The 21,212-nt window shown below is 47.2% G+C and carries 20 protein-coding genes; 12 read left to right on the plus strand and 8 right to left on the minus strand.

Annotated elements, in window-relative coordinates; all coding sequences use genetic code 11:
- Positions 1-614, plus strand: a 614-nt coding sequence (locus tag PCH02S_RS33940) for an AAA family ATPase (RefSeq protein WP_246069392.1), incomplete at its 5' end; no start/stop codon positions are given.
- A 28-nt stretch (positions 615-642) separates the two neighbouring features.
- A complete protein-coding gene (locus PCH02S_RS33945; protein WP_127458525.1) occupies positions 643-1,422 on the plus strand; it encodes an APH(3') family aminoglycoside O-phosphotransferase in 780 nt (259 codons plus the stop codon).
- Between the two features lie 401 nt (positions 1,423-1,823).
- Here PCH02S_RS33945 and PCH02S_RS33950 read toward each other — a convergent pair whose 3' ends face one another.
- Positions 1,824-3,530, minus strand: a complete 1,707-nt coding sequence (locus PCH02S_RS33950) for a glycoside hydrolase family 2 protein (protein WP_127458526.1) — start codon at positions 3,528-3,530, stop codon at positions 1,824-1,826.
- Positions 3,531-3,643: 113 nt separating this feature from the next.
- Here PCH02S_RS33950 and PCH02S_RS33955 point away from each other — a divergent pair, with 113 nt between their 5' ends.
- From PCH02S_RS33955 to PCH02S_RS33965, 3 genes are all read left to right on the plus strand, one after another.
- A complete protein-coding gene (locus PCH02S_RS33955) occupies positions 3,644-4,462 on the plus strand; it encodes an AraC family transcriptional regulator (RefSeq protein ID WP_127458527.1) in 819 nt (272 codons plus the stop codon).
- 79 nt (positions 4,463-4,541) lie between these two features.
- Positions 4,542-5,048 (plus strand): CYTH domain-containing protein, encoded by a 507-nt coding sequence (locus tag PCH02S_RS33960; RefSeq protein WP_127458528.1) that lies wholly within the window; start codon positions 4,542-4,544, stop codon positions 5,046-5,048.
- A gap of 30 nt (positions 5,049-5,078) precedes the next feature.
- On the plus strand, positions 5,079-5,582 hold the full coding sequence (locus PCH02S_RS33965; RefSeq protein WP_246069393.1) for a GNAT family N-acetyltransferase: 504 nt from the start codon (positions 5,079-5,081) through the stop codon (positions 5,580-5,582).
- On the opposite strand, the gene PCH02S_RS33970 is transcribed toward PCH02S_RS33965, so the two are convergent.
- Entirely contained in the window at positions 5,574-6,647 is a 1,074-nt protein-coding gene (locus tag PCH02S_RS33970) for a ParB/RepB/Spo0J family partition protein (RefSeq protein ID WP_127458530.1), read from the minus strand. The two genes, PCH02S_RS33965 and PCH02S_RS33970, sit on opposite strands and share 9 nt — an antisense overlap.
- Positions 6,648-6,676: 29 nt before the next feature.
- Positions 6,677-7,561 carry a helix-turn-helix domain-containing protein gene (locus tag PCH02S_RS33975; protein WP_164819835.1) on the minus strand — a complete coding sequence of 295 codons (885 nt, stop codon included), beginning with the start codon at positions 7,559-7,561 and terminating at the stop codon, positions 6,677-6,679.
- 218 nt (positions 7,562-7,779) lie between these two features.
- Between PCH02S_RS33975 and PCH02S_RS33980 the strand changes: the two genes are divergently transcribed.
- Entirely contained in the window at positions 7,780-10,074 is a 2,295-nt protein-coding gene (locus PCH02S_RS33980; RefSeq protein ID WP_127458532.1) for a bifunctional diguanylate cyclase/phosphodiesterase, read from the plus strand.
- Positions 10,075-10,128: 54 nt separating this feature from the next.
- Here PCH02S_RS33980 and PCH02S_RS33985 read toward each other — a convergent pair whose 3' ends face one another.
- Together PCH02S_RS33985 and PCH02S_RS33990 are read right to left on the minus strand one after the other, a co-directional pair.
- Positions 10,129-10,935 carry a histidinol-phosphatase gene (locus tag PCH02S_RS33985; RefSeq protein WP_127458533.1) on the minus strand — a complete coding sequence of 269 codons (807 nt, stop codon included), beginning with the start codon at positions 10,933-10,935 and terminating at the stop codon, positions 10,129-10,131.
- A gap of 26 nt (positions 10,936-10,961) precedes the next feature.
- Positions 10,962-11,864 (minus strand): LysR family transcriptional regulator, encoded by a 903-nt coding sequence (locus tag PCH02S_RS33990; protein ID WP_127458534.1) that lies wholly within the window; start codon positions 11,862-11,864, stop codon positions 10,962-10,964.
- A 223-nt stretch (positions 11,865-12,087) separates the two neighbouring features.
- Here PCH02S_RS33990 and PCH02S_RS33995 point away from each other — a divergent pair, with 223 nt between their 5' ends.
- On the plus strand, positions 12,088-13,614 hold the full coding sequence (locus PCH02S_RS33995) for an MDR family MFS transporter (RefSeq protein ID WP_127458535.1): 1,527 nt from the start codon (positions 12,088-12,090) through the stop codon (positions 13,612-13,614).
- 12 nt (positions 13,615-13,626) lie between these two features.
- Positions 13,627-14,205 (plus strand): PadR family transcriptional regulator, encoded by a 579-nt coding sequence (locus tag PCH02S_RS34000; protein WP_127458536.1) that lies wholly within the window; start codon positions 13,627-13,629, stop codon positions 14,203-14,205.
- A 380-nt stretch (positions 14,206-14,585) separates the two neighbouring features.
- Here PCH02S_RS34000 and PCH02S_RS34005 read toward each other — a convergent pair whose 3' ends face one another.
- Both PCH02S_RS34005 and PCH02S_RS34010 read right to left on the minus strand, forming a co-directional pair.
- Positions 14,586-15,380, minus strand: coding sequence for a TIGR01457 family HAD-type hydrolase (locus tag PCH02S_RS34005; RefSeq protein ID WP_127458537.1), 795 nt, complete (start codon positions 15,378-15,380; stop codon positions 14,586-14,588).
- Positions 15,377-17,068 carry a PAS domain-containing sensor histidine kinase gene (locus PCH02S_RS34010; RefSeq protein ID WP_127458538.1) on the minus strand — a complete coding sequence of 564 codons (1,692 nt, stop codon included), beginning with the start codon at positions 17,066-17,068 and terminating at the stop codon, positions 15,377-15,379. Before PCH02S_RS34010 ends, PCH02S_RS34005 begins: the two co-directional genes overlap by 4 nt.
- Before the next feature lie 286 nt (positions 17,069-17,354).
- Here PCH02S_RS34010 and PCH02S_RS34015 point away from each other — a divergent pair, with 286 nt between their 5' ends.
- Complete coding sequence (locus tag PCH02S_RS34015; protein ID WP_127458539.1) at positions 17,355-17,813, plus strand: chemotaxis protein CheX; 459 nt, start codon at positions 17,355-17,357, stop codon at positions 17,811-17,813.
- A 99-nt stretch (positions 17,814-17,912) separates the two neighbouring features.
- Positions 17,913-18,695, plus strand: coding sequence for an SDR family NAD(P)-dependent oxidoreductase (locus tag PCH02S_RS34020; RefSeq protein ID WP_127458540.1), 783 nt, complete (start codon positions 17,913-17,915; stop codon positions 18,693-18,695).
- A 51-nt stretch (positions 18,696-18,746) separates the two neighbouring features.
- Here PCH02S_RS34020 and PCH02S_RS34025 read toward each other — a convergent pair whose 3' ends face one another.
- Positions 18,747-19,004 carry a DUF2573 family protein gene (locus PCH02S_RS34025; protein ID WP_127458541.1) on the minus strand — a complete coding sequence of 86 codons (258 nt, stop codon included), beginning with the start codon at positions 19,002-19,004 and terminating at the stop codon, positions 18,747-18,749.
- A gap of 289 nt (positions 19,005-19,293) precedes the next feature.
- On the opposite strand from PCH02S_RS34025, the gene PCH02S_RS34030 reads away from it, so the two are divergent.
- Both PCH02S_RS34030 and PCH02S_RS34035 read left to right on the plus strand, forming a co-directional pair.
- On the plus strand, positions 19,294-19,815 hold the full coding sequence (locus PCH02S_RS34030; RefSeq protein ID WP_246069395.1) for an RNA polymerase sigma factor: 522 nt from the start codon (positions 19,294-19,296) through the stop codon (positions 19,813-19,815).
- 150 nt (positions 19,816-19,965) lie between these two features.
- Positions 19,966-21,212: DEAD/DEAH box helicase (locus PCH02S_RS34035; RefSeq protein WP_164819837.1), on the plus strand; the 1,247-nt coding region annotated here is incomplete at its 3' end.

The following is a 21,212-nucleotide window of genomic DNA, read 5'->3' on the forward strand; positions in this document are numbered from 1 at the left end:
AATCTATGGAGGTGTTGCTCATGCTCATGTCAAAACCTTTCGTCATCATCATTAACGGACTTCCCGGCACAGGAAAAACAACCTTAGCGAAGCGGCTTGAACAAGACCTGCGTATGCCATTATTCTCGAGGGATGGTATATATGAAACCCTTTACGATGCGCTAGATTGCCAGAATAACAGTTGTCCTCCTTTGATGGCACCAGCCTCTTTTACCATGCTTTACGCCATTGCAGGCACTTTGCTATCAGCGGGCCAATCCATGATCATTGAAGGATTTTTTGGTCGACCTGAGTTAAGAAGCGCCGAATTTTTGAAATTACAGCAGCGTACTTCCGGATTCGAGCCCATTCAAATCCTGTGCAGAACGGATGGGAAAGTACTTCTTGAGCGGTTCCTGACACGTATGGGAGCAAAAGATCGCCATGCTGCTCACGCTGATTTGGAATGGATTGAACAGGAGGAAAATAAAGAAAGAATCTTGCGGGGCGACCTTACTCCGCTAACTCTTGGTGGTACAATGATAGAAGTGGACACAACGACTCCTGACAGTTTTGATTACGCTCTTTTGATTAAATCGATAAAGATGGCTTTGTTGAATTCTCAAGACAACTAACTCATAAGCGGAGTGGGGGGATCTCAGTATGAAAAGTATAGCGCTTCCAGAGGACTTGTCGAAATTGACAAACGGTTACAACTGGCAAAGAATCACCCTTGGTTTATCTCAATCTCAAACGTACTTATTGTCAGGTGCCTTATCCAACTTATACATAAAAATCCAATCCCGCACGGCGGCTGAAAGTCTTCATCATGAAAAGGAAAGGTTAATTTGGCTGCAAGGCAAGCTGCCTGTTCCAGAGCTCGTATATTATGGACAAGACGAAACCAATGAATACTTGCTGATGACTGAGATTGAAGGAGTCAACGCCTCGGACAAGTCCTATGAAAGCATGCTGCCGCAATTAATGCAGCAATTAGCCATTGGACTTAGAAGCGTTCATGAAGTCCCCGTTGATGGCTGCCCTTTTGATCAAACGCTGGAATCGAAGATCGTTGAAGCTGCAAGACGTGTGGAGCAGCAGCTTGTTGATGAAGAAGATTTTGATTCGCAGAGACAAGGACGAAAAGCGGAGGATTTAGCGCAGGAGCTTATATGCCTAAGGCCCGAGACCGAGGATTTGGTTTTTACGCACGGTGACTACTGCTTACCCAATATCATCCTCAAGGATGGCAAGGTGCACGGTTTTATTGACTGGGGCAGGGCAGGGATGGCAGATCGGTATCAGGATATAGCCCTGGCGATCCGTAGTATCCGATATAACTTTGGCCATGAATATGTGCAAACTTTCCTGGATGCTTATGGCATGCCAACGATAGATGAGGCTAAAGTTCATTATTATCAACTTTTGGATGAGTTTTTTTGAATAAACAGTAAAGAGGAACTACAGTCCTCTATTTGTCTGAAAATGGCGAGATCGCAGCTCAGAGGGAACTACGGTCCTCTATTTTGCCGATTTCTGCCGATATACAGCCGTCTGGAAGCAAATAAGATCCTGTAGTTCCGCTCACATGTGGATAATAGCTGATTTTGCTCAAATAGAGCCCTGTAGTTCCCCAACACCCTCAATCGGGGCGACATTTGACGTTGTGCGCGCGATTTTGAGGTTACACTTGAGGTACTGAGGATGCACTTATGCTACTGAGGATGCACTTGAGCTACAGAGGTTGCCCTCGAGTTACTAGGTTCTACGTTTTCACTCGAAATCCCGCCCGCCAACCCCGCAGCAAAAAAGGGACCCAGCCACCAAGGCAGGGTCCCTTCCTATTATCGCTTCGAACGATAAATATCCTTCACGATCCGGTAAGCCAGCTTAGGCTTGCGGTATTCGTTCAGCAAGCCTTTGTTGTTAAAGCTCCGCGCACGATCGCGGAAGTAAGGGCGGTCGCTGCGCACATCGACGCGGATGTCGGCGAAGTGCCAAATCAGCGTACCGACGATACGCGGATCGTCGCGGAAAATGTGCAGCGCCTGCTGCACAACGTCAGCTTGGTAGTCTTCGCTGAACAAGCGCGGCTCCCAGCCGGCGTCTCCAAAAATGCCGGCTGCACCGAACTCGCTCATGATCAGCGGCTTGTCTCCGGCACCTTGCGCTTCGGCATTGCGGTAGTAATTTTGCAGCATATCACGGAATCCGTTTACGTTCCCTTCGTACCAGCCGTAATATTTATTGATGCCGATGACATCGAAATAAGACAAGACGATATCTTCCACAGGGTGCATGGTGGCATACGTAACTAGACGGCTTTCGTCCATGCTGCGGATTTTACCTACGAACTTTTTCGTTAACTCAAGCGCTTCTGTCGTGCGTGTATCGATTTCATTATGGGCTCCCCAGAAAATGATCGAAGGATGATGATAATCGCGGGTAATCATTTCATCCAGCATTTTAACGCCACGCTCTGCAAATAGTGGGCTAGCCAGCGTTTCTGTGCTCATGAAACAACCCCACATCGGGATTTCGCTCCATAGAAGCATGCCGTGTTCATCCAGCAGATCCATCCAGAACTGGCTTTGCGGATAATGCGAACCGCGCACGATGTTGCAGCCTAGATCCTGCAAAATGGCAAGGTCTTTCAGCATGAGCTTCGGCGGGAAAGCAAAGCCCCACTCCGGATGCTCCTCGTGCCGATTAACCCCTTGCAGGTAGAGCTTTTGCCCATTCAAAAAGATTTGGCCATTGTCGACGGCAACTGTACGGAATCCTGTGCGGTCGATCAGGTCGTCTTCGCCAGCCTGAACGGTGAACGTATACAGTTCTGGGCGGCCTACATCCCATCGACGGATGTTAACGAGGGTTCCACGCAGGGTTAATTGTGTGGATTGGCCTGCTGGCAGCTGCACGGTGACAGCGGGGAAAACGAGTCCGCTTGTAGAAGCGTTAACCTCGACTTCACTGTCTGTATGGCTAAGCGAGTTGACCTGTACTTGCAAGCTGATATCCGCTTGATCACCTGTCAAATGGTAATCGATTTTCATCGTATCAATATAGACGTCAGGCAGCTCTTGCAGCTCTACGGAACGGATAATACCGCCGTAGGAGTACCAATCCGCCACATCGGTAGGCAGTGTCTGCCAGTCCAAAGTGCTGTCTACGCGAATAATAAGTTCATGCTGGCCCTGGGCCAAATGCGGAAGCAGTGTACTAAACTGTGTATATCCACCAAAATGATAACCAAGATGCTGACCATCGACATAAATATCGGCATGATGAAGAATGCCCTCAAAGATCAGGCGAATATTGCTGTCTTGGGTTGTGTCAAAATAGGTGCGGTACCACGCAACGCCAATGTATTCGAATAAGCCTAATTCATTATTCCAACAGGAAGGAACAACGAGCTTACGGGAATCGGAAGGAAATTTCTTGTACCATTCCTCTGTTGTGCCTAAATTGCTTGGATCTGTGACAAAATCCCATAGTCCATCAAGTGTGCGTGTTTTGCGGAGGATGTGTTGTCCAAAAGTACGAATCAAAGGAAAAAGCCCCTTTCATGTCTGTTTCGTAAAGCGTATCATGGAAGAATGGGGATAATCTATGGATAAAGGGTATTATCATTTGTCAAAATCGCTTTGCAGGTGGTGGTTATATGGAATCGAAAGCTCACAGAATTTATCATCTTCGCCTGACTTATGAGAAACTTCCCGTACCTGGATGGAAGGATATCCGCAATACGATGGATGTTCATTCGCTTTACTGGATAATGAGCGGGGAGGGGGAATTCTCGCATTCTCCGGATGAGGAGCCCATTCAAGTGAGGACGGGCACACTGATTTATCTCAAGCCCGGTTTTACCCTTACGATGTCATCTTCCATAGACCAACCTCTTTACATCCGAATGCTCTTATTTGATGCTTTCGATGTGCCTTATGAGCAGACAAGCTGGCAAAAGCCTGTGTACCTGGATACACTGAACTTGCCTTTTATCAAACAATACGCTCCGGAACAAGCGGTTTGGATTCATGAGCAGTTTAAGCAAATGTGGTCGATCCAAGGGACCGATCCGCATGAGAGACAAGCGGAGTTTCAATATGTGCTCTCCAAATTGCTTCATTATATGAGAGATACGCAGGCTTCGACGGACCCGTATATGAAAGCTTTTCAGCAAGCAAAGTTTTGGATGGAAACCTGCTACAACCGTCCTCTCAAGATGGAGGAGCTGGCGCGGAATTTTCACATCTCCGTTTCCCAATTGCGGAAAATGTTCATGCAGCAGATGGGCATATCTCCCAAGGAGTACTTGAACCGAATTCGCAATGAGAAAGCCAAAACACTGCTGCTGCTGACGGAGGAACCTATGAAAGCGATCGCGGTCGCTTGCGGCTTTGCCGATGAATTTCATTTTGGTAAAATGTTTCGGGCATGGAATGACATTTCGCCGGCTCGATTCAGAGCTTTGTACAAATAAACGGTATCAGGTTGCGCAAGCATTTTTATGGTAAAATGGTGGTTAAAATACAGATTGGTTTGGGAGAGGGGCTTGACCGATGAGTGCTGAGATTGAGAAAAAATATTTATTGCCTGCATTCCCTGCAAGTGAATTGGAAAATCAAGACATTAAGTTAGTGTCCAAACAGTACATTTATCAAACGTATTTGGCTTTTTCGGAGGATCAGGAAATTCGAGTGCGTCAGCTGGTTGATAGCTCCGGTGAGTCGCATTTTACGCATACGTTCAAGTCCGGCCATGGGATGGTTCGCGAAGAAATTGAGTACAACATCTCTGAAACGGTGTATAAACAACTTTTGGATCACACGGGTTTGATCCCGTTAGAGAAGATTCGTACTACGGTAGAACACGCGGGACTTTATTACGAAATTGATGAATACAAGCAAGTGGATTTAGCGGTGGTTGAGGTCGAGTTTCCAAGCATTGAAGCGGCGGAGCAATTTGAAGCGCCAGCTTGGTTCGGACGTGAGTTGGGCTCAGAGGACGAATTCCGTAATAAATCCATGTGGGTTGCCTTGCAAAAAAAGTCGGCCATGGGGGATTAGAGCATTCAGTTGAAGGAGGATCCATTTATTTTGGACATACAACGATTAGGGGAGCGGGATGTGCCGCAGGTACAAGCGCTTTTGATGGATGTGGTTTCACGGCTGCCGTCCAGTGCTTATTATTCGACGGATCGTTTAGAAGCGTTATATGAATATGTTGAGCAAAAAGGCGAGATGTATGGCGCTTTCCAAGGAGATACACTCGTTGCGTATACGGTGATTGCATTCCCTGGGCTAAGCGCCGGTAATCTCGGACGTGAGTTTGGCGTGCCGGAGGCAGAACTGCCAAGAGTTGCTTCGCTGGAAGGGTCCATTGTTCACGAATCGGTGAGAGGACAAGGCCTGCAGCGGCGTTTTCATGCCTGGAGAGAACAGCGCGCGCGGGAGAAGGACATGCTCTATTTATATGCTACCGTTCATCCAGACAATGTAATAAGCCGGCAAAATTTAGAGTCCGCTGGGTTGACGCTGCAGTTCTCCCGCCCGATGTACGGTGGTTTACCAAGGCACTGTTATGCGAAGAAGCTATTCTGAAAAAGCTAGTTCTTTAACTTTTTTCCACTGGCTTAACTGCTTTTCCAAATGCTCGACTAACGTATCGACATCGCTTAGAAACTTGTCTTTTTCGCTGGCGTCGAGCTTGGAAGCATCGCTCTGCAAATCGCTCTCCGTTGGAGCTTGTACAACCGAGAGAAGTTGCTGCAGCTTCATTTGAATAGGGGCTACTGCCATTTCCATATCTATTGCCGCCGCAGTCTCAACAAGTTGAGATTGGCTGCTTGGCAAGTGCCCGCTTTGCTCCGCCAGCGGCGTCTCGATCGCCGTGCTGGCTTTTTCTGCTTTTTGCGCTTTGGCTGGTGCCTTTGCCGGAGCAGGCTTAGCTCGCTCTGCGCGGTTATTTTGAAAAACAGACCACGTTTCGACCAACTCGTGCCCCGATTTGTACAAAAGCTTCCCTTTCGTACTCTCCGAAATATCCTTATCTTTGAACATTTTTGCGATTTTCTTCACGTCGCTTACCGGCATTTCGTCTCTTGCAATAATCAAGGCAAGCGGGTCGCGATGCTCGATGGCGAGATCTTTGATAGGCAGCAGCTGATCTTCGGTCAGCTTGTCCTTACGAATTTCTGTACCGCTGACGATCAGCTTTTTTACGGCGTTGCCAAATTTTAATAGATCACATTTATTTTTAATATAGGACTCAGGTTTGCCCAGTTTGCTGGAGAGGTACTTAATAGAAGAGCTGAATTTCGCATCGTTCATCAGCTTATGAAAAGCCTCGGCTTCCTCAATCGGCGAAAAGCCTTCCCGCGTCAAATTCTCCGCAATTTGCTCCAAATAAATTTCCATCTCATCGGTAACATTAGACACAATACAGGACATGGTGGCTTTACCGAGCATTTTACTGGCTTTGTACCTGCGGTTTCCATAGATAATCTTGTAGCGGTTGTTCGCCGTTGTTCTTACTTTAATGGGAGAAAGCAGACCAATTTCCTCAATACTTTTCATAAGTTCTTGAAGGGCTTCTTCATCGAATTGATATCTGGGCTGGTCCGTGTCTTCATCAATTAATGCGATAGGAATTTCAATGATATCCATAACATATCTCCAATCGTTCTATATTTCATCTAAAGTGCGACATTGCGTTGTTTAAACTCCGTTGGGGTCAATCCGGTAACCGCCTTGAAATTTCTGCAAAAATAATGAATGCTGGAATATCCTAATTTCATGGCTACGGCTTCAATGGTGGATTCGTGCAGCAAAAGCAGCTGCGCTTGCTTCACTCTTTCCAGAACCAAATAGTGCTTGGGGGCATAGCCGGTTGCTTCGCGGAACAGCTCTGCGAAGTAGGTGGGATGATAGCCGCTTATAGCAGCAAGCTCAGGCGTTGACCAATTGCGGGATGCATCCTGCTGAATCGCTTCAATGGATGCTGCAATTTTGCTATGTTCGGTTGCAGCGCGAAAACGTTTGTCCATTTGATAACGCAACAAAGTGGTAAGGATTTGAATGAGGTAACCGCGGGCAATCGAACCGTAACCGGGCTCTTGATGAACGAATTCCTTGGCGATCCGCGCAAACAGGCTTTCCAGCTGCGTAAACTCGTAGAAATGCCACATATCCACATCCCCGTGACCTTCCACATGAACGGTATAGGTTTTGGCAGGTCTTACTAAATGTTCTCTCGTATGTAAAATGATTGTCGGTTCTGGATGTATGGCTTCGGTCGAGTCGGAGTCCCAGCTAAAATGGATGCTCCCCAGCGTCGAGGGACCGTCGGAAGAAATGGTTAGTCGATGCGGTGTGTCTGAGCCATAGAACAGGCAATTCCCAGGCAGCAAATTCAGGCATTTGCCTGCGAATTCAAAACTGGCGGAACCAGCTACCAAGAGGATGAGTTGGCAGTCGGGAATGGTGCGGGGCCCCCAGAACGTACCTGCCGGAGCTTGAAAATAATTACTGAAATTGACCGTAGGACGCAGATTTCCGAGAGATCCGAGATGCGTCTTCATGGACATCCCCCCACAAGGGTGTGACTTGCCTCTATTGTTTCACACTATCTGTGAAAAGTGCAAGACCTATTCGGGAGGTAAACTCTTTTCTATGTCCTGATTTTGGAAGACATCCATTTCATATAAAAAGATTGATCTAGCGGTTCGCAGATGAAATAATAGAGAGGAGATGTCGAATTATGACGTTTAAAGTTTAAGGATGACGGGAGTAGAGTCTCATGAAAACGATGCAATACACGATTATAGCTCTAGTTTTCGTCATATTGGTCTCATCCTCCGAGTTTGTTCTCGATAAGTACAGAAACTCCTTATTGAATGAGCTTAGAATGACCGAACAGTCGCAATTGTCCTCAAGGGCTTTGGTATTGCAATCAGTCATTGACCGCAATTTTAACTTAATGGTCAGTCTGGAAGCTTATGTTAGTTCAAATTATTTGCAAAACAAAGATGATCAAGAAGTTTTGAATTACATTGCTTCTCTATATCTTGGCGCCCAAGCTTCTACACTTAATCTACTCATTGCCCCCAAAGGGATTGTAAAGGCCGTCTTTCCGCTTAAGGGCAATGAAAGCATAATGAATTGGGATTTGTTGAACGACCCTCGCCCGAACGTACAGCAGCAAATTGTAAACGCGCTTACAACGAAGAAGATGACCATGGATGGTCCTTTTAAGCTGCTGCAGGGGATGGACGGGTTAGTTGCGCGCAAAGCGATTTATCAAAACGGGGAATTCTGGGGATTCGTATCCGTTGGCGTCGATGTGGATCAATTGCTTGTGGAAGCGGGCATAAAAAACGGGGACCCCAGAAATGATCGACTTGCGATCCGCAATCCGGGTCAACCTGCTTTTTTTGGGGATGATTCAGTCTTTCAAGAGAGGCACACGAAGGCCAACATAGAGCTTGCGGATCATCATTGGGAGCTGGGTGCGCTTCCTCCGAGCAGTGCGGTTGAGAGCATCAAGCAGCAGATTTTAGTGACGCGTGCTTCATTCATTACGATATTGGTTCTCGGTCTGCTCTTTTTCCTTTATATGCTTAGACAGCGAGACATATTAAGTAAAGCAGTGAATGAACGAACGCAAGAATTGCAGCTTGCCAATGAAGATTTGACGGCGGTGAATGAGGAGCTGCTAGCCGGACAACAGGAGCTGCAAGAATCGACCAAAAGACTGATGGAGTCCGAACAGATGCTTTCCTATCTGGCCTATCATGATGTACTGACAGGGATTCATAATCGTACGTATTTTCAAATGGTTTTGAAGGAACAGATCGTTTATAACGAAATCAGCCATACCTCGCTGGCGGTGCTGTTTTTTGACTTGGATAATTTTAAAATGGTCAATGATTCGCATGGTCATCATATGGGCGATCTGATGCTGCGGGAGGTTGTAAACCGGATTCAGCAATCCGGGCTTCCCTTTCACACCTTTGCCAGATTCGGCGGGGACGAGTTCGCGATTCTGCTCGAAGATTGCGCAGATGAGCAGGACGTTCGGGATTTCTGCGAGCAATTGATTGAGATTTTGAAGCCGCCGTGCCTGCTGTCTGGCCGTGCTTTTTTCATCAGTGCAAGCATTGGGATTGTGCAGTATCCTTATGGCGGATTAACATGGGAATCCCTGCTTAAAAATGCGGATATCGCCATGTATATGGCCAAAAAGGAGAGCGGCAGCTCCTACAGCTTCTTCGATAAGCAAATGGCGATGAATTCCGTATCCAAGCTCGAAATGGGGAACCACCTTCGTCAGGCTATGGATCGGAACGAACTCGAGATTGTCTATCAGCCGCAGATCGATTGCCATCTGGGTAAAGTCATAGGTGTTGAAGCCTTGCTGCGCTGGAACCACACGACGAAGGGCTACATTTCCCCTTCAGAATTTATTCCGATTGCCGAAGAAATGGGCTTTATCGTCACTATAGGCGAGTGGGTGATGCGGGGGGCTTGCATGCAGATGAAGGCGTGGCACAACGTTTTACAAGAACCATTAACGATATCCGTTAATCTCTCTGCTAAACAGCTGAATGATGAACGTTTTGTCGATAAAGTAATTCAAATCTTAGAGGAAACAGGCCTGGAGGCCAAGTATCTGGAAATTGAAATTACGGAAAATGTCGCGATGCGAGATGATCAGCTGGAGGCTCTCGGACGTTTGCGCAAGTTGGGTATTGCGATATCCGTTGACGATTTCGGCACGCATTATTCTTCGCTTAGTTATTTGAAAAGGTTTCCCGTTACCAAAATCAAGCTGGACCAATCGTTTGTTCGCGGCGTACACACCGATGACAAGGACCGGGCTATGATCAAAGCGATCATTTCGGTGGCCAAATCGTTCCAATTGCAAATCATTGCTGAAGGAGTTGAAACGGAAGAGCAGGCTAGATTTTTGGTCGCGAATGGCTGCAGCCAAATTCAAGGTTATTACTTCTTCCAACCGATGCCGGCCGATCAGACGCAGGTTATCTTGCAGATGAGCATGCAACCGAAGCTTGGCTTTATGAATGTTATTTAAGTGAAAAGAGGCTGCACCGGAGTAGAATCACCTACTTGCGGAGCAGCCTCGTTTTTATAGAGGAACAACTTGTTTTTGTTTATTTTTGAAATAAACCCAATGTTTGAAGCCGATCTCTTTCAGCGTTTTACTCACTTCATCCCAGTCATCGCCAACACGGCTTGGGATATGCGCATCGGAGCCGAACGTAACCTCAACGCCATAGTGAAGAGCTTGCTCTAACATCGCATGCGAAGGGTACCAACCGCCTACGTCTTTGGTTTTGCCTGACGTATTGATTTCGATGGCTACACCGGATTCGCCGATGACTTTTAATGTTTCGTTGACGGCTGGTGTCGGAATGTCAGAGAAAGCCGGGTAGAAGCCTTTCATAGCATCAATATGCCCAAGGATGTTGAACATGCCGGAGCGGGCGGATTCCGCAATAAGGCGATAGTACTCTTCCTTCTGCTCGATTTTCTGCACGTCATTCAAATTCTTCCATCTGTTGCGATTGAAAATACTGACGCCGCCAGACAAATGCACCGATCCGATGATGTAGTCGAACGGGTATTTGGCATACTCCTGCCGGTAAACATCAACATGCTCAGGGAAATAATCGGATTCTACGCCTAACAGGACATCAATTTTACCTTCGTATTCTTTTTTCAGCTGAAGCACTTCCTCGATATAGCGGGGGAATTCGCTTTTGGCCATGGCGATTAAAGGTTGTGCGTGATCTTCCGGACTTCCGAAATAAGGGGAGTGGTCTGAGATCCCAATCGCCTTCAAACCGCCGGCAATAGCGGCCTCAATATAGTCGCGAATTTTATCCTGGGCGTGCCCGCACCGATCGTGATGGGTATGTAGGTCGAATTTCATACGAGAATACCTCCTAAGCCTGTTATTTATTCTGAGCCAAGAAATTGAGTTTCCGGCATCCCTTTTAAATCTCGAAGGAACTGCTGCATGGCAGAATTTAAGTAACGTCCCGACTTATATACTACACCTACAGGATGGGTACTATCCAACTCATTTACTTTTACAATTTTCAAAGTGCCGTGCCGCAGTTCATCCGCTACAGACAGCTTGGAAATGATGGCGACGCCGAGATTTAATTCAACCATTCGCTTCACTTCTTCACTGCTGGACAACTCCATGACAATATGAGGCGCGACATCATAGTTTTTGAAAACTTGATCGACAAAGCGTCGCCCTGCGGTCTCTGGAGAAAGCATGATGATTGGAATATTGCGCAGTTTTTCAATGGATAAATGGGCGAATCGGCTGAGTGGATGCTGCGTCGATACAACGAGCTCGAAATTGTCATAATACAGCACGGAAGTTTCCAAGGCCTGATTTTTCTCAAATAAATAAGTAATCCCGATATCGATTTGACTATTCTCAACTGAGGTCATAATTTGTGAAGAAGTCATGGAGTGAATGGTCGTTTTGATCAAAGGGAATTGGTCCTGGAAATAAGAAAGCACCCGCGGTAAAATTTGCATGGCAATTGAGGTCGTCGTGCCGATGTGGATATGGCCTTGAGGTGTTTGGTGTAAATCTGATAAGCGCTGCTTGAGGTCACTGGCGATCCGCAGCATTTTCTCAGCATGCTCCAGAAATAGCTTACCGCTATCCGTTAACGTGACAGGCTGGTTGCGATCGATGAGAATCGTGCCGAATTCGTCTTCTAGGCTCTTAATTTGCGCGGAAACGGCAGGTTGGGTCAAGTTAAGAATTTCGCCAGCTTTGCGGAAGCTCATCGTCTTGGAAATCGTGAGCAACGTTTCCAACTGGTTCATATTCATGCGATTACCTCCTGCTATTCAAATTGTAATTACAAATAAAATTTATCGAAATTGTAAAGGGCATAAAAACCTTTTCTAAGCTTATTATATGATAGGAAGGAGGGGGTCGGCAATGTCTCCCGGAAAACTCGGACAACGGCCTGTCGAATTTCATTGCCATATACTCAAATTTGATTATAATAATTAGTATATAATAAATTGAATAGTAAAGGAGATTTATTTCATGTCGTTAACACGCAAGTCTAACCCTACCTGGACAGTCGTCGGGTTGATGTTGGGACTTTTGCTGGCTGCGCTGGATCAAACAATTGTTTCTACAGCGATGCCAACCATTGTGTCCAAACTAGGGGGATTCAACCAGTATGTCTGGGTTTTCTCAGCTTATTTGATTGCTAACGTGGCAGCCATGCCGATTTTCGGAAAGCTCTCGGATATGTACGGGCGTAAGTTGTTTTTCATCATCGGGATCATCGTATTCATGATCGGATCTGCGCTTTGCGGAACCGCTACATCGATGACGCAACTCATTGTGTATCGCGCGATTCAAGGTATCGGAGGCGGCGCCTTGATGCCGATTACCTTTGCGATTATTTTTGACATTTTCCCACCGGAGAAACGGGGTAAAATGCAAGGGCTTTTCGGGGCCGTATTCGGTTTATCGAGTGTACTCGGTCCAATCATCGGCGCTTATTTTACGGACTATGTCACGTGGGAATGGATTTTCTTCATTAATCTACCGCTCGGCATTGTATCCTTGTTACTTATTATTTTCGCTTACCATGAGACTGTGGAGCACAGCAAGGCCAAAATCGACTGGAGCGGTACCATTTTACTGACAGCAGCGATTGTGTCCCTGATGTTTGCACTGGAGCTTGGTGGTAAAGACTATGCATGGGCATCCTGGCAAATTATTAGTCTTTTTGCAGGGTTTGCTGTCCTGTTGGCCGTGTTCCTGACGGTTGAAAAATTTGCAGCCGAACCGATCGTTCCGCTCGACCTGTTCAAAAACCGCCTGTTCACCGCAAGCATGGGTGTCAGCTTCGCTTACGGGGCCGTTTTGATTTCAGGGGGGACGTATATTCCTTTATTTATTCAAGGTGTATTTGAAGGCTCTGCAACAAGCGCTGGGTCTACGCTCACGCCGATGATGCTTGGTGTTGTTGTCAGCTCCGCATTAGGCGGACGTTTCATTGGGAAATTCTCTTACCGCAATGTGATGCTCGTATCCGTTGCATTGTTGATTGTGGCTACATCGCTTTTGGGCAGCATTTCGATCGATTCCAAGCGCTGGGTCATCACGACTTTTATGATTTTAATGGGACTTAGCATCGGAGCATGCTTCCCGATTACTTCTATGTCCGCTTTGCATAAAGTAGACTTCCGGCGCAGAGGCACAGTGACTTCGCTTGTTAGCTTCTTCCGTTCCGTAGGTTCCGCCATCGGAGTTGCGGTGTTCGGCAGTATTCAAGTAAACTCACTTAGAGATAATATTACAAAATCCCTACAAGATCCGGCTATGGCTGAAAAGTTTCATGATGCGCGCGCTTTGCTGCAGCCTCAGGTTCGTGCCAACATTCCTGCCGATGTGCTGCACAAGCTGCTGACTGCACTTGCGGATTCCATTGCAGTTGTTTTTCAAACAACGATTGTTTTAGCTGTCATTGGACTCGCGTTTATCTTACTTATGGGGAATGCGAAGCTGGAAGTGGGGAAAGCTCCTGTCAAAGGGAATGCGCCTGTAGGGCACTAGGAGGTAACCGCTATGTCGATGAAGCTCGTCATACTTGGTCTGTTGATGGAAGCCAACCGGCATACGTATGAGATTCGGCAAACGATGAAAGAAAGAGGCATGCATAATTATATGAAGCTGCAGGACGGCTCGCTTTATTATGCGATGGATCAATTGCGCAAAGACGGCCATGTGGAAGCACTTGAAGTCGTGCGCGATACGAATCGTCCGGAGAAAACCGTTTTTCAAATTACGGAGTCCGGGAAGCTTAAATTTCAAGAGCTGTTGATCGAGCAGTTCCATGAAGAAATCAAACACTATCACCCGCTCTACGTCGCTCTGCCATTTTCCGTGCATGGCGATCAGGCCAAAATAGCCGATATCCTGGAAAATAAAATACTGGCTCAGAAAATGGTCATGAACCGAATGAAAAGCTTGTATGAAGAGCATCGGAACGTAGTTCCTCGCGTTATTTTACAGATGCTGATTGGCACCTATAAACGTTCGTTCAGCGAGTTAAAATGGCTGGAGCAGCTGCAAAAGGATGCAAGGGAAGGCCGTTTGCAGGAAAAGGGCTCCCCGCCTGAGGTGGACTGGGACCGTTTGGATTGATCGTGCGTGGAAGAAATCGGAAACATGCAGTGTGGGTTGGAGGTTTTCTGTTTTGCGAGTGTCCATCCGGATGGAAAGGGAACTACGGTATGCTATTCCGTAGAAAAGGTGCATTTTCCACCCATGAGGGGAACTGTGGTCCGTTATTTTGCAGGAATGCCCTGAAAATCGGATGATAGTGGCCGAATAAAGCCCTGTAGTTCCGCTTCAAGAGGAAACAACGTGTTTCTCCTGCTAATTGAGGACTGTGGTTCCCGTAAATAAAAACCCTAGCGGTATTCCCCGCTAGGGTTTTTGTTATTTGTTGGCGGCAGTTAGGTGGAAGATAGCGCCATGGTGTGTAGTGTGATAGTAAGGTGGAAACCCTCGACCTCAGCGGCTTATATCCCGCCAAGCCGAGTAAATTGCGCGATGAAATGTGCCAAATCATCGCAAACCAGGTCCGGCGTCACGCCCGCCGACGCCATCTGCTCGTGCACGTTATCCGCCGTTGCGACGCCGGTCAGCACGAGCGCCGTGCGGCACCCCGACACCACGCCTCCGCGGATGTCGGTGTGCACGTTATCGCCGATGACCCAGACATCGGCGGCAGGCAGACCAAGCCGCTCGATGGCGTAAGCCATGATGATCGGCGAAGGCTTCCCGATCACCACCGGCTCCACGCCGGAGGCGGCGGTGATCGAAGCGGCCAGGGAGCCAGCCCCTGGCATAAGCCCTCCATCCGACGGCAGCATGCGGTCGGGATTGGTTAACACATAGGTCGCGCCGGCCTTCAGGTGGCGGACCGCTTCGGTCAGCTTCGCATAGGTGAAGCTGCGGTCAATGCCTTGGACGACGTAATCCGGAGGCGTCGTCCCCTCTATATCGAAGCCGGACGCCTCCAGGGCGATCCGCAGTCCGGCTTCGCCGACCATATGCACGCTGCGGCCCCGGCGCTGCTCGGTTAAGTACTTGGCGGCGGCCTGCGAGGACGTATACACCGCCGCCTCCGGCACTTCGATGCCGAACGCCAGCAGATGTTCGGCGACCTGCGCTGGTGTACGGGACGAATTATTCGTCACCAACAAGTAGGGCAATTGGTGCTGCTGCAGCCACTGAATGAAAGTAGCTGCATGTGGAATAGGTTCATGTCCTCGATATAAGGTACCATCCAAATCTATGAGAAAACCGTTCATATTACAGACACTCCTTCGGTTATTTTAACTTGCGTGGAAGGAAGTGTAATTTCAACCGTCGTTCCTTCTTCCAGCTTACTTTGAATTTCCATCATACCCCCGTGTGCTTCAATAATACGGTAGCATACCATGAGGCCAAGACCGGTGCCTTTTTCCTTGGTACTATAAAAGGGTTCCCCCAGCTTGGGCAGCCGCTCAGGTGCAATACCGCACCCTTGATCGATGAAACGGATGGTGATGTTTTTCTTGGCGGCATCGGCTGCAGCTTCGATACGCATTAAACCGCCCTCTTCCATGGACTCCAGCGCATTTTTCAAAATATTGATGAAAACTTGTTTAATTTGCCTCTCGTCGCAAGAGACAGGGGGCAGATGGGGCTCGATATCGGCTTCGATTTGAATATTTTCCAATATGGCTTGAGGTTGCAGCAGCTCGATCGTGCTCATCACAATAGAATCAATGGTTCGGATATCAAAATTGGTAGCCTGCGGTTTTGAGACGAACAGGAACTCATTCACGATAAACTCAATGCGCTGCAGCTCTTTTTGCATAATTTCTATGTAATATTGCTCTTTTGTACTGTTTGTTTTCAATAATTGCAGGAACCCCTTCAAAGCTGTTAATGGATTGCGGATTTCGTGCGCCACCCCAGCCGCCAGTTGGCCTACAGCTGAGAGCTTATCCGATTTGATCAGCAGCTCCTGGGTCTTTTTTAACTCGGTAATATCTTTAAATGTAATTACGGTACCGAGAATGTGCCCCTTCTCCTCCAGGATGGGACTCGACATGAACTCGACAGGGAAGGCGGTGCCATCCTTTCTCCAGAACAGGTCCTCTCTCAGAATAGGAGTATCCCGATTTAGAATCGTGTTCAAAACAGGACTATCTTCACGCGAAAAAGGAGTGCCGTCGGCCTTCTCAGGCCGAATTAGATTGTGTATTTGCCTGCCGAGCATTTCATCTACTTTCCAGCCGGTTATCGCTTCCGCAGCCTGATTCCAGAAGATCGTGCGCCCGCTCATATCAATCCCATAGATGCCTTCGGAGACAGAATTGAGGATGAGTTGATTTTGCTTATAAAGTTTGTCGATAACTTTTTTCTGTTCTTTCACTTCTGTCAGGTCCTTGAGAATCGCATAAATCCCTACTACCTGACCGTCGACTTTCGTCGGGACGAACGTTACATTAGAAGGGATCGGAATCCCGTTTTGTTGAATAAAAGCAGCCTCGAAATTTTGCGGCATCCCGGCGGATGCCACTTGGAAATGATGCAAAGCTTTAAGTAAATCCGGCGGGCTGATCATTGGGATAAAAGAAGTCGTGGCGTTCTCGCGCCCAAGACCCAAGAGGCTCTCAAGCCCGTGATTGGCTGACAGCACTTCACCGTCCAGGCTAAAAGAAATAATCGAGTCCGGATGATTGTCGTATAGAGATTGGTACCGCTCAGCGGTTTCCAGAATGGAAGTTTCACCTTTTTTGATTCTTCTGAGCCCGTATAAGGCTAATCCGAGCATCGTACATAGTACGACAATATCGATAGCCAGTCCAATGGGACGGTGCTCGACTACATATGGAAGCTGATGAACGATGAAAAAGTTCGTACCGATTAGCAGCAGAGCGATAATATGATAGACAAGCGTAAGTTGATATAACGTGGAATGTTTTATTGTCGTTTTCTGTTTCATCATGGTTGCCTTTCATCGCTCCTTTAAAAGGACGAATACCCTGCAAGCCTATCAGGATTCGACACATATTTATATATTCTTCCAGATTACTTGCTGTATTTCCTGCTGATAATGATCCATAAATCCAGATTCGACAATTTTAGTATGAAGGCAGGAAGAGTGTCTGTATGTGAGTATAAGGAACTATTTTATGAAAAAATACAGTATACTTGTCCTAGTATTTTAGGTATAATGTTGAAAAAGGTCGTTTTTGGTGGAACTTATTCACAAATGAGATCGGAGCGGAGCTATGAAGGCTGAGTACATTAATCCTTTTTTGGAGTCGGCTAGAATTGTCATCGAGCAGGTTGCTAACATTCGCCCAACTACAGGGCAGCTCGGCGTCAAAGACGTCAAATTTGTGGAAAAGTATATTTGGATCCAAATCGGGATGACCGGACAAATGGAAGGCGATATTGTATTCGGCTTGGCTGAGGACGTCGCTTTGAAGATGGTTTCCGCGATGATGGGCGGGTTTGTAATTACGGAGATGGACGAAATGGGCAAGAGCGCTATATCGGAGCTAGGCAATATGATTAGCGGGAATGCTAGTACCATGTTGTTTAATCAAGGCGTAAGGGTAGATATCACGCCTCCGAAGCTGGTTCAATCAGCGACGGCTGCCGGTTTTGTGCCGAAGAGAGCGCTGACGATTCCTTTGATTATGGATAGCATTGGGGAACTGGACATTCAAGTGTTAATTACGTAATATGAATATGGAATGAAATGTTGTATACATAAGCTAGAATGAATGGAGTACTGCGATTAGCGGTTCTCTTTTTTTTGTAATTTACTGGAATGGGGAGAAATGACGTTGAACATTTCGAACAAAATCGTCTTGATCACAGGAGCGTCAAGCGGCATCGGCGCTGTCATGGCACAGCAATTTGCGGCGATGGGGGCGATCCCCATTTTGACAGCCCGCAGTACAGACAAGCTTGAGTCGATTGCTGCAGGCATACAAGGCCAGCATGCTGTTTACGCGCTTGATGTTACGAATACTCAGCAAGTACAGGACGTGGTTAGTCAGGTTATCGCGAAGTTCGGTCGTATTGATATTTTAATCAACAATGCCGGTTACGGGATATTTGAGTCGTTCGCCGGTGCGCCGCTGGAGCATTTTGAGGATATGATGAACGTGAACTACATGGGGGTGGTCCGCTGCACGCAAGCTGTATTGCCTCATATGTTGAAGGCGGGAAGTGGTCATATTGTTAACATAGCGTCCATGGCGGGGAAAATCGGTTCGGCCAAATCTACGGGCTATTCGGCAACGAAACATGCGGTGCTTGGTTTCACGAACAGCTTGCGCCAGGAGCTAATGCGAACGGGGGTTTCTGTGACGGCAATTAATCCGGGTCCGATCTCCACACCATTTTTCGATAAAGCAGATCCGAGCGGGAACTATGTTAAAAATGTAGCCTGGTTTATGCTCAAACCGGAGAAGGTTGTGAAAGAACTGATCCATGCCATCGAGAAGAAAATACCGGAGAAAAATCTTCCCTTTGTAGCTGGCGTTGGCATTAAGCTGTTTCACTTATTTCCGCGGCTATTCGATCGATTGGCATCGGGGATTCTAAATAAAAAATAAGCGGGTCCCGGTCTATGGACTGGGCATCCGCTTTTTTTCATGGTGAGCGAATTACTTCGACCCAGGCTTATTGGCTTGCAGAGCTTGATTTAAATCACGAATCTCTTCGAAAATTCGACGCACTTCCGCTTTGCTTTCGGGATGCGTTTGATTCCAATGAGAAGTCAGGGCTGGGAGCGATTTATGAACATGATTAAAAAATGCCCATACTTTTATTTTCTCAAGCATTTCAGGCGACGTATCTCCCGTAATGAGTTCTGCGGTTTTTAACACAAGTGCGTTGAATTCTTTCTCGAAATCTGTATTCATAGTTTCATCCCTTCGGATGGAAAATAGTAAGACACTTCTAGTTTATCTGATGATCTGACAACTGTCAAAAATAGCGCGACCCGTGTCCATAACATGAAAAAAACCAACATAAGCACTAAGTGGGTTTTATTACCATATTACAAAGTTTTTATTGTTGTTTACTCCCTTGCTTTGCCCTAAAATAAGGGTAAGAAACAGAGAATGTTTTTACCTGGTTGGCTAGGGGGCGTTTATTTCGAAGTCTCTCAAATTGTTATTTAGCAGTGATTTTTACACTTTAGAGAAGAGCGTGCAGGAACAGATATATCAAGAGTTTTATCTACTTGTCTATCCGATGATTTATTTTATACTTAGGGATCATGCGGCCGTGGAGGATATTATTCAAGAGTCTTTTCTTCGGGCTGTCCGGAAAGCGCCGCTGCTTCAGGATATTGATAAATATGAAAGTTGGGTCAAGAAACTGACCCGGAATGTCACGCTGAATCATCTTCGCAAGCACAAACGCAACCGCGATGAATTGGAAACGGAATTGATGCTGTGCATCAAGGAAACGGCGCCTACCTCGGATTATTTGGGTTCCCTGGATCAAGAAGTCGAGCTGAAGCTCATGCGGGAAGCCATTATCTCTTACATTAATCAGCTAACTCCCTCCTACCGTCAAATTATTGCTATGAAATGGATACATAATTTATCTTACAAAGATATGGCGATTGAATTAGGGGTCACTGAGGGTGTTGTGCGGCAGCGGCTATTCAGGGCCAGAGATGTCATCAAGCAGAAACTGCTGGAAGAATGGGGAACGGGGAAATAAGAGTCCAGATGGACTCTTATTTCTGCTTATAGGGAGAGAGTGGGCCGTCTATGTCTATGAGCAGCATTTTCAAAGTATCGATTTGTATCGATATACAGCGTGACATATAATAAGATCATCAGGTTGAATGAGAAAAGGGGTTTACGTCCATTGAGTACAAGCTTTGAACAGCTGCAAATTGCACAAACTTATTTAGATAAATTGAAAGAATTGGGTATAGGTGAGCCAACGCCGATTCAGGCAGAAGCCATCCCGGTTTTGAAACAAGGCAGCGATGCGATCATTCAGTCCCAAACAGGCACAGGCAAAACGTTAGCTTATTTACTGCCCGCTCTGGAACAAATTGATCCTACGCAGAAACAGCTGCAAGTATTAGTTGTTGTTCCTACCAGGGAGCTGGGTATGCAAATTATGCAAGAAATCGAAAAATTAACAGCTGGAGGTCCCATTCGTTCACAATCTTTGATTGGCGGAGCGGCTGTGGTTCGACAAGTTGAGAAGCTTCGCCTGCACCCTCATATTGTTGTGGGAACCCCGGGGCGTTTGCTTGAGCTTATGAAAATCAAGAAATTGACTCTGCACCATGTGAAAATTGGCGTAGTCGATGAAGTGGATCAAGTATTTGAGCTTGGTTCCATGCAGGATGTCGAGTCTGTACTCAAAGGCATGCTGAAATCCAGTCAAAAGGTGTTCGTGTCTGCGACCATTCCGCAAAGCACCGAGCAAGCGGCCGGTAGATGGTTGAAGGAGCCTGTTATTATTAAAATCAACCCGAGCCAGCGCACAGCGGAAACGCTGGAGCACATGTATGTGCTGTGCCAGGAGCGCGAGAAGGTGGATACGCTTCGGAGACTTGTTCGTTTGATTAAACCGAAGTCTGCGATTGTTTTTATCAATGTTACAGACGATATCGCTCAAGTTGTGGCTAAGCTCCAGTATGTTGGGTTATCTATTGAAGCTTTGTACGGAGAAGCAAGCAAACAGGATAGGGCTAAAGTCATGGGGAATTTCCGGGATGGGAAATTCCAGCTGCTGCTGGCCACGGATGTTGCAGCAAGAGGGCTGGACATTGAAGGCGTGACCCACGTCTTCCACTTGGATCCTGCCACTAACGCGGAGTATTACCTTCACCGCGTAGGCCGGACCGGTCGGATGGGCCGCGAGGGCACGACCATTTCCATCGTGACACCGAAGGAGCAGTTCATTCTCGAGAAATTCGAGAAGCAGCTCGGCATCACGATCGCGCCGAAGGCGATGTACGAGGGCCGGCTCGTCGATCCGGCCCAGGATCGCAGTGCGGCTACGATGCGCAGCCGCCGTGAAGCTGCACGCCCGCGGGGCGCAGCACCTGTGCGCAGCGGCTCCGCCGGCTCGCGCGATGCTGCCGCGCCTGCGGG

The organism is Paenibacillus chondroitinus NBRC 15376, from assembly GCF_004000765.1.
In the GTDB taxonomy this organism is placed as follows: Bacteria; Bacillota; Bacilli; order Paenibacillales; family NBRC-103111; genus Paenibacillus_E; species Paenibacillus_E chondroitinus.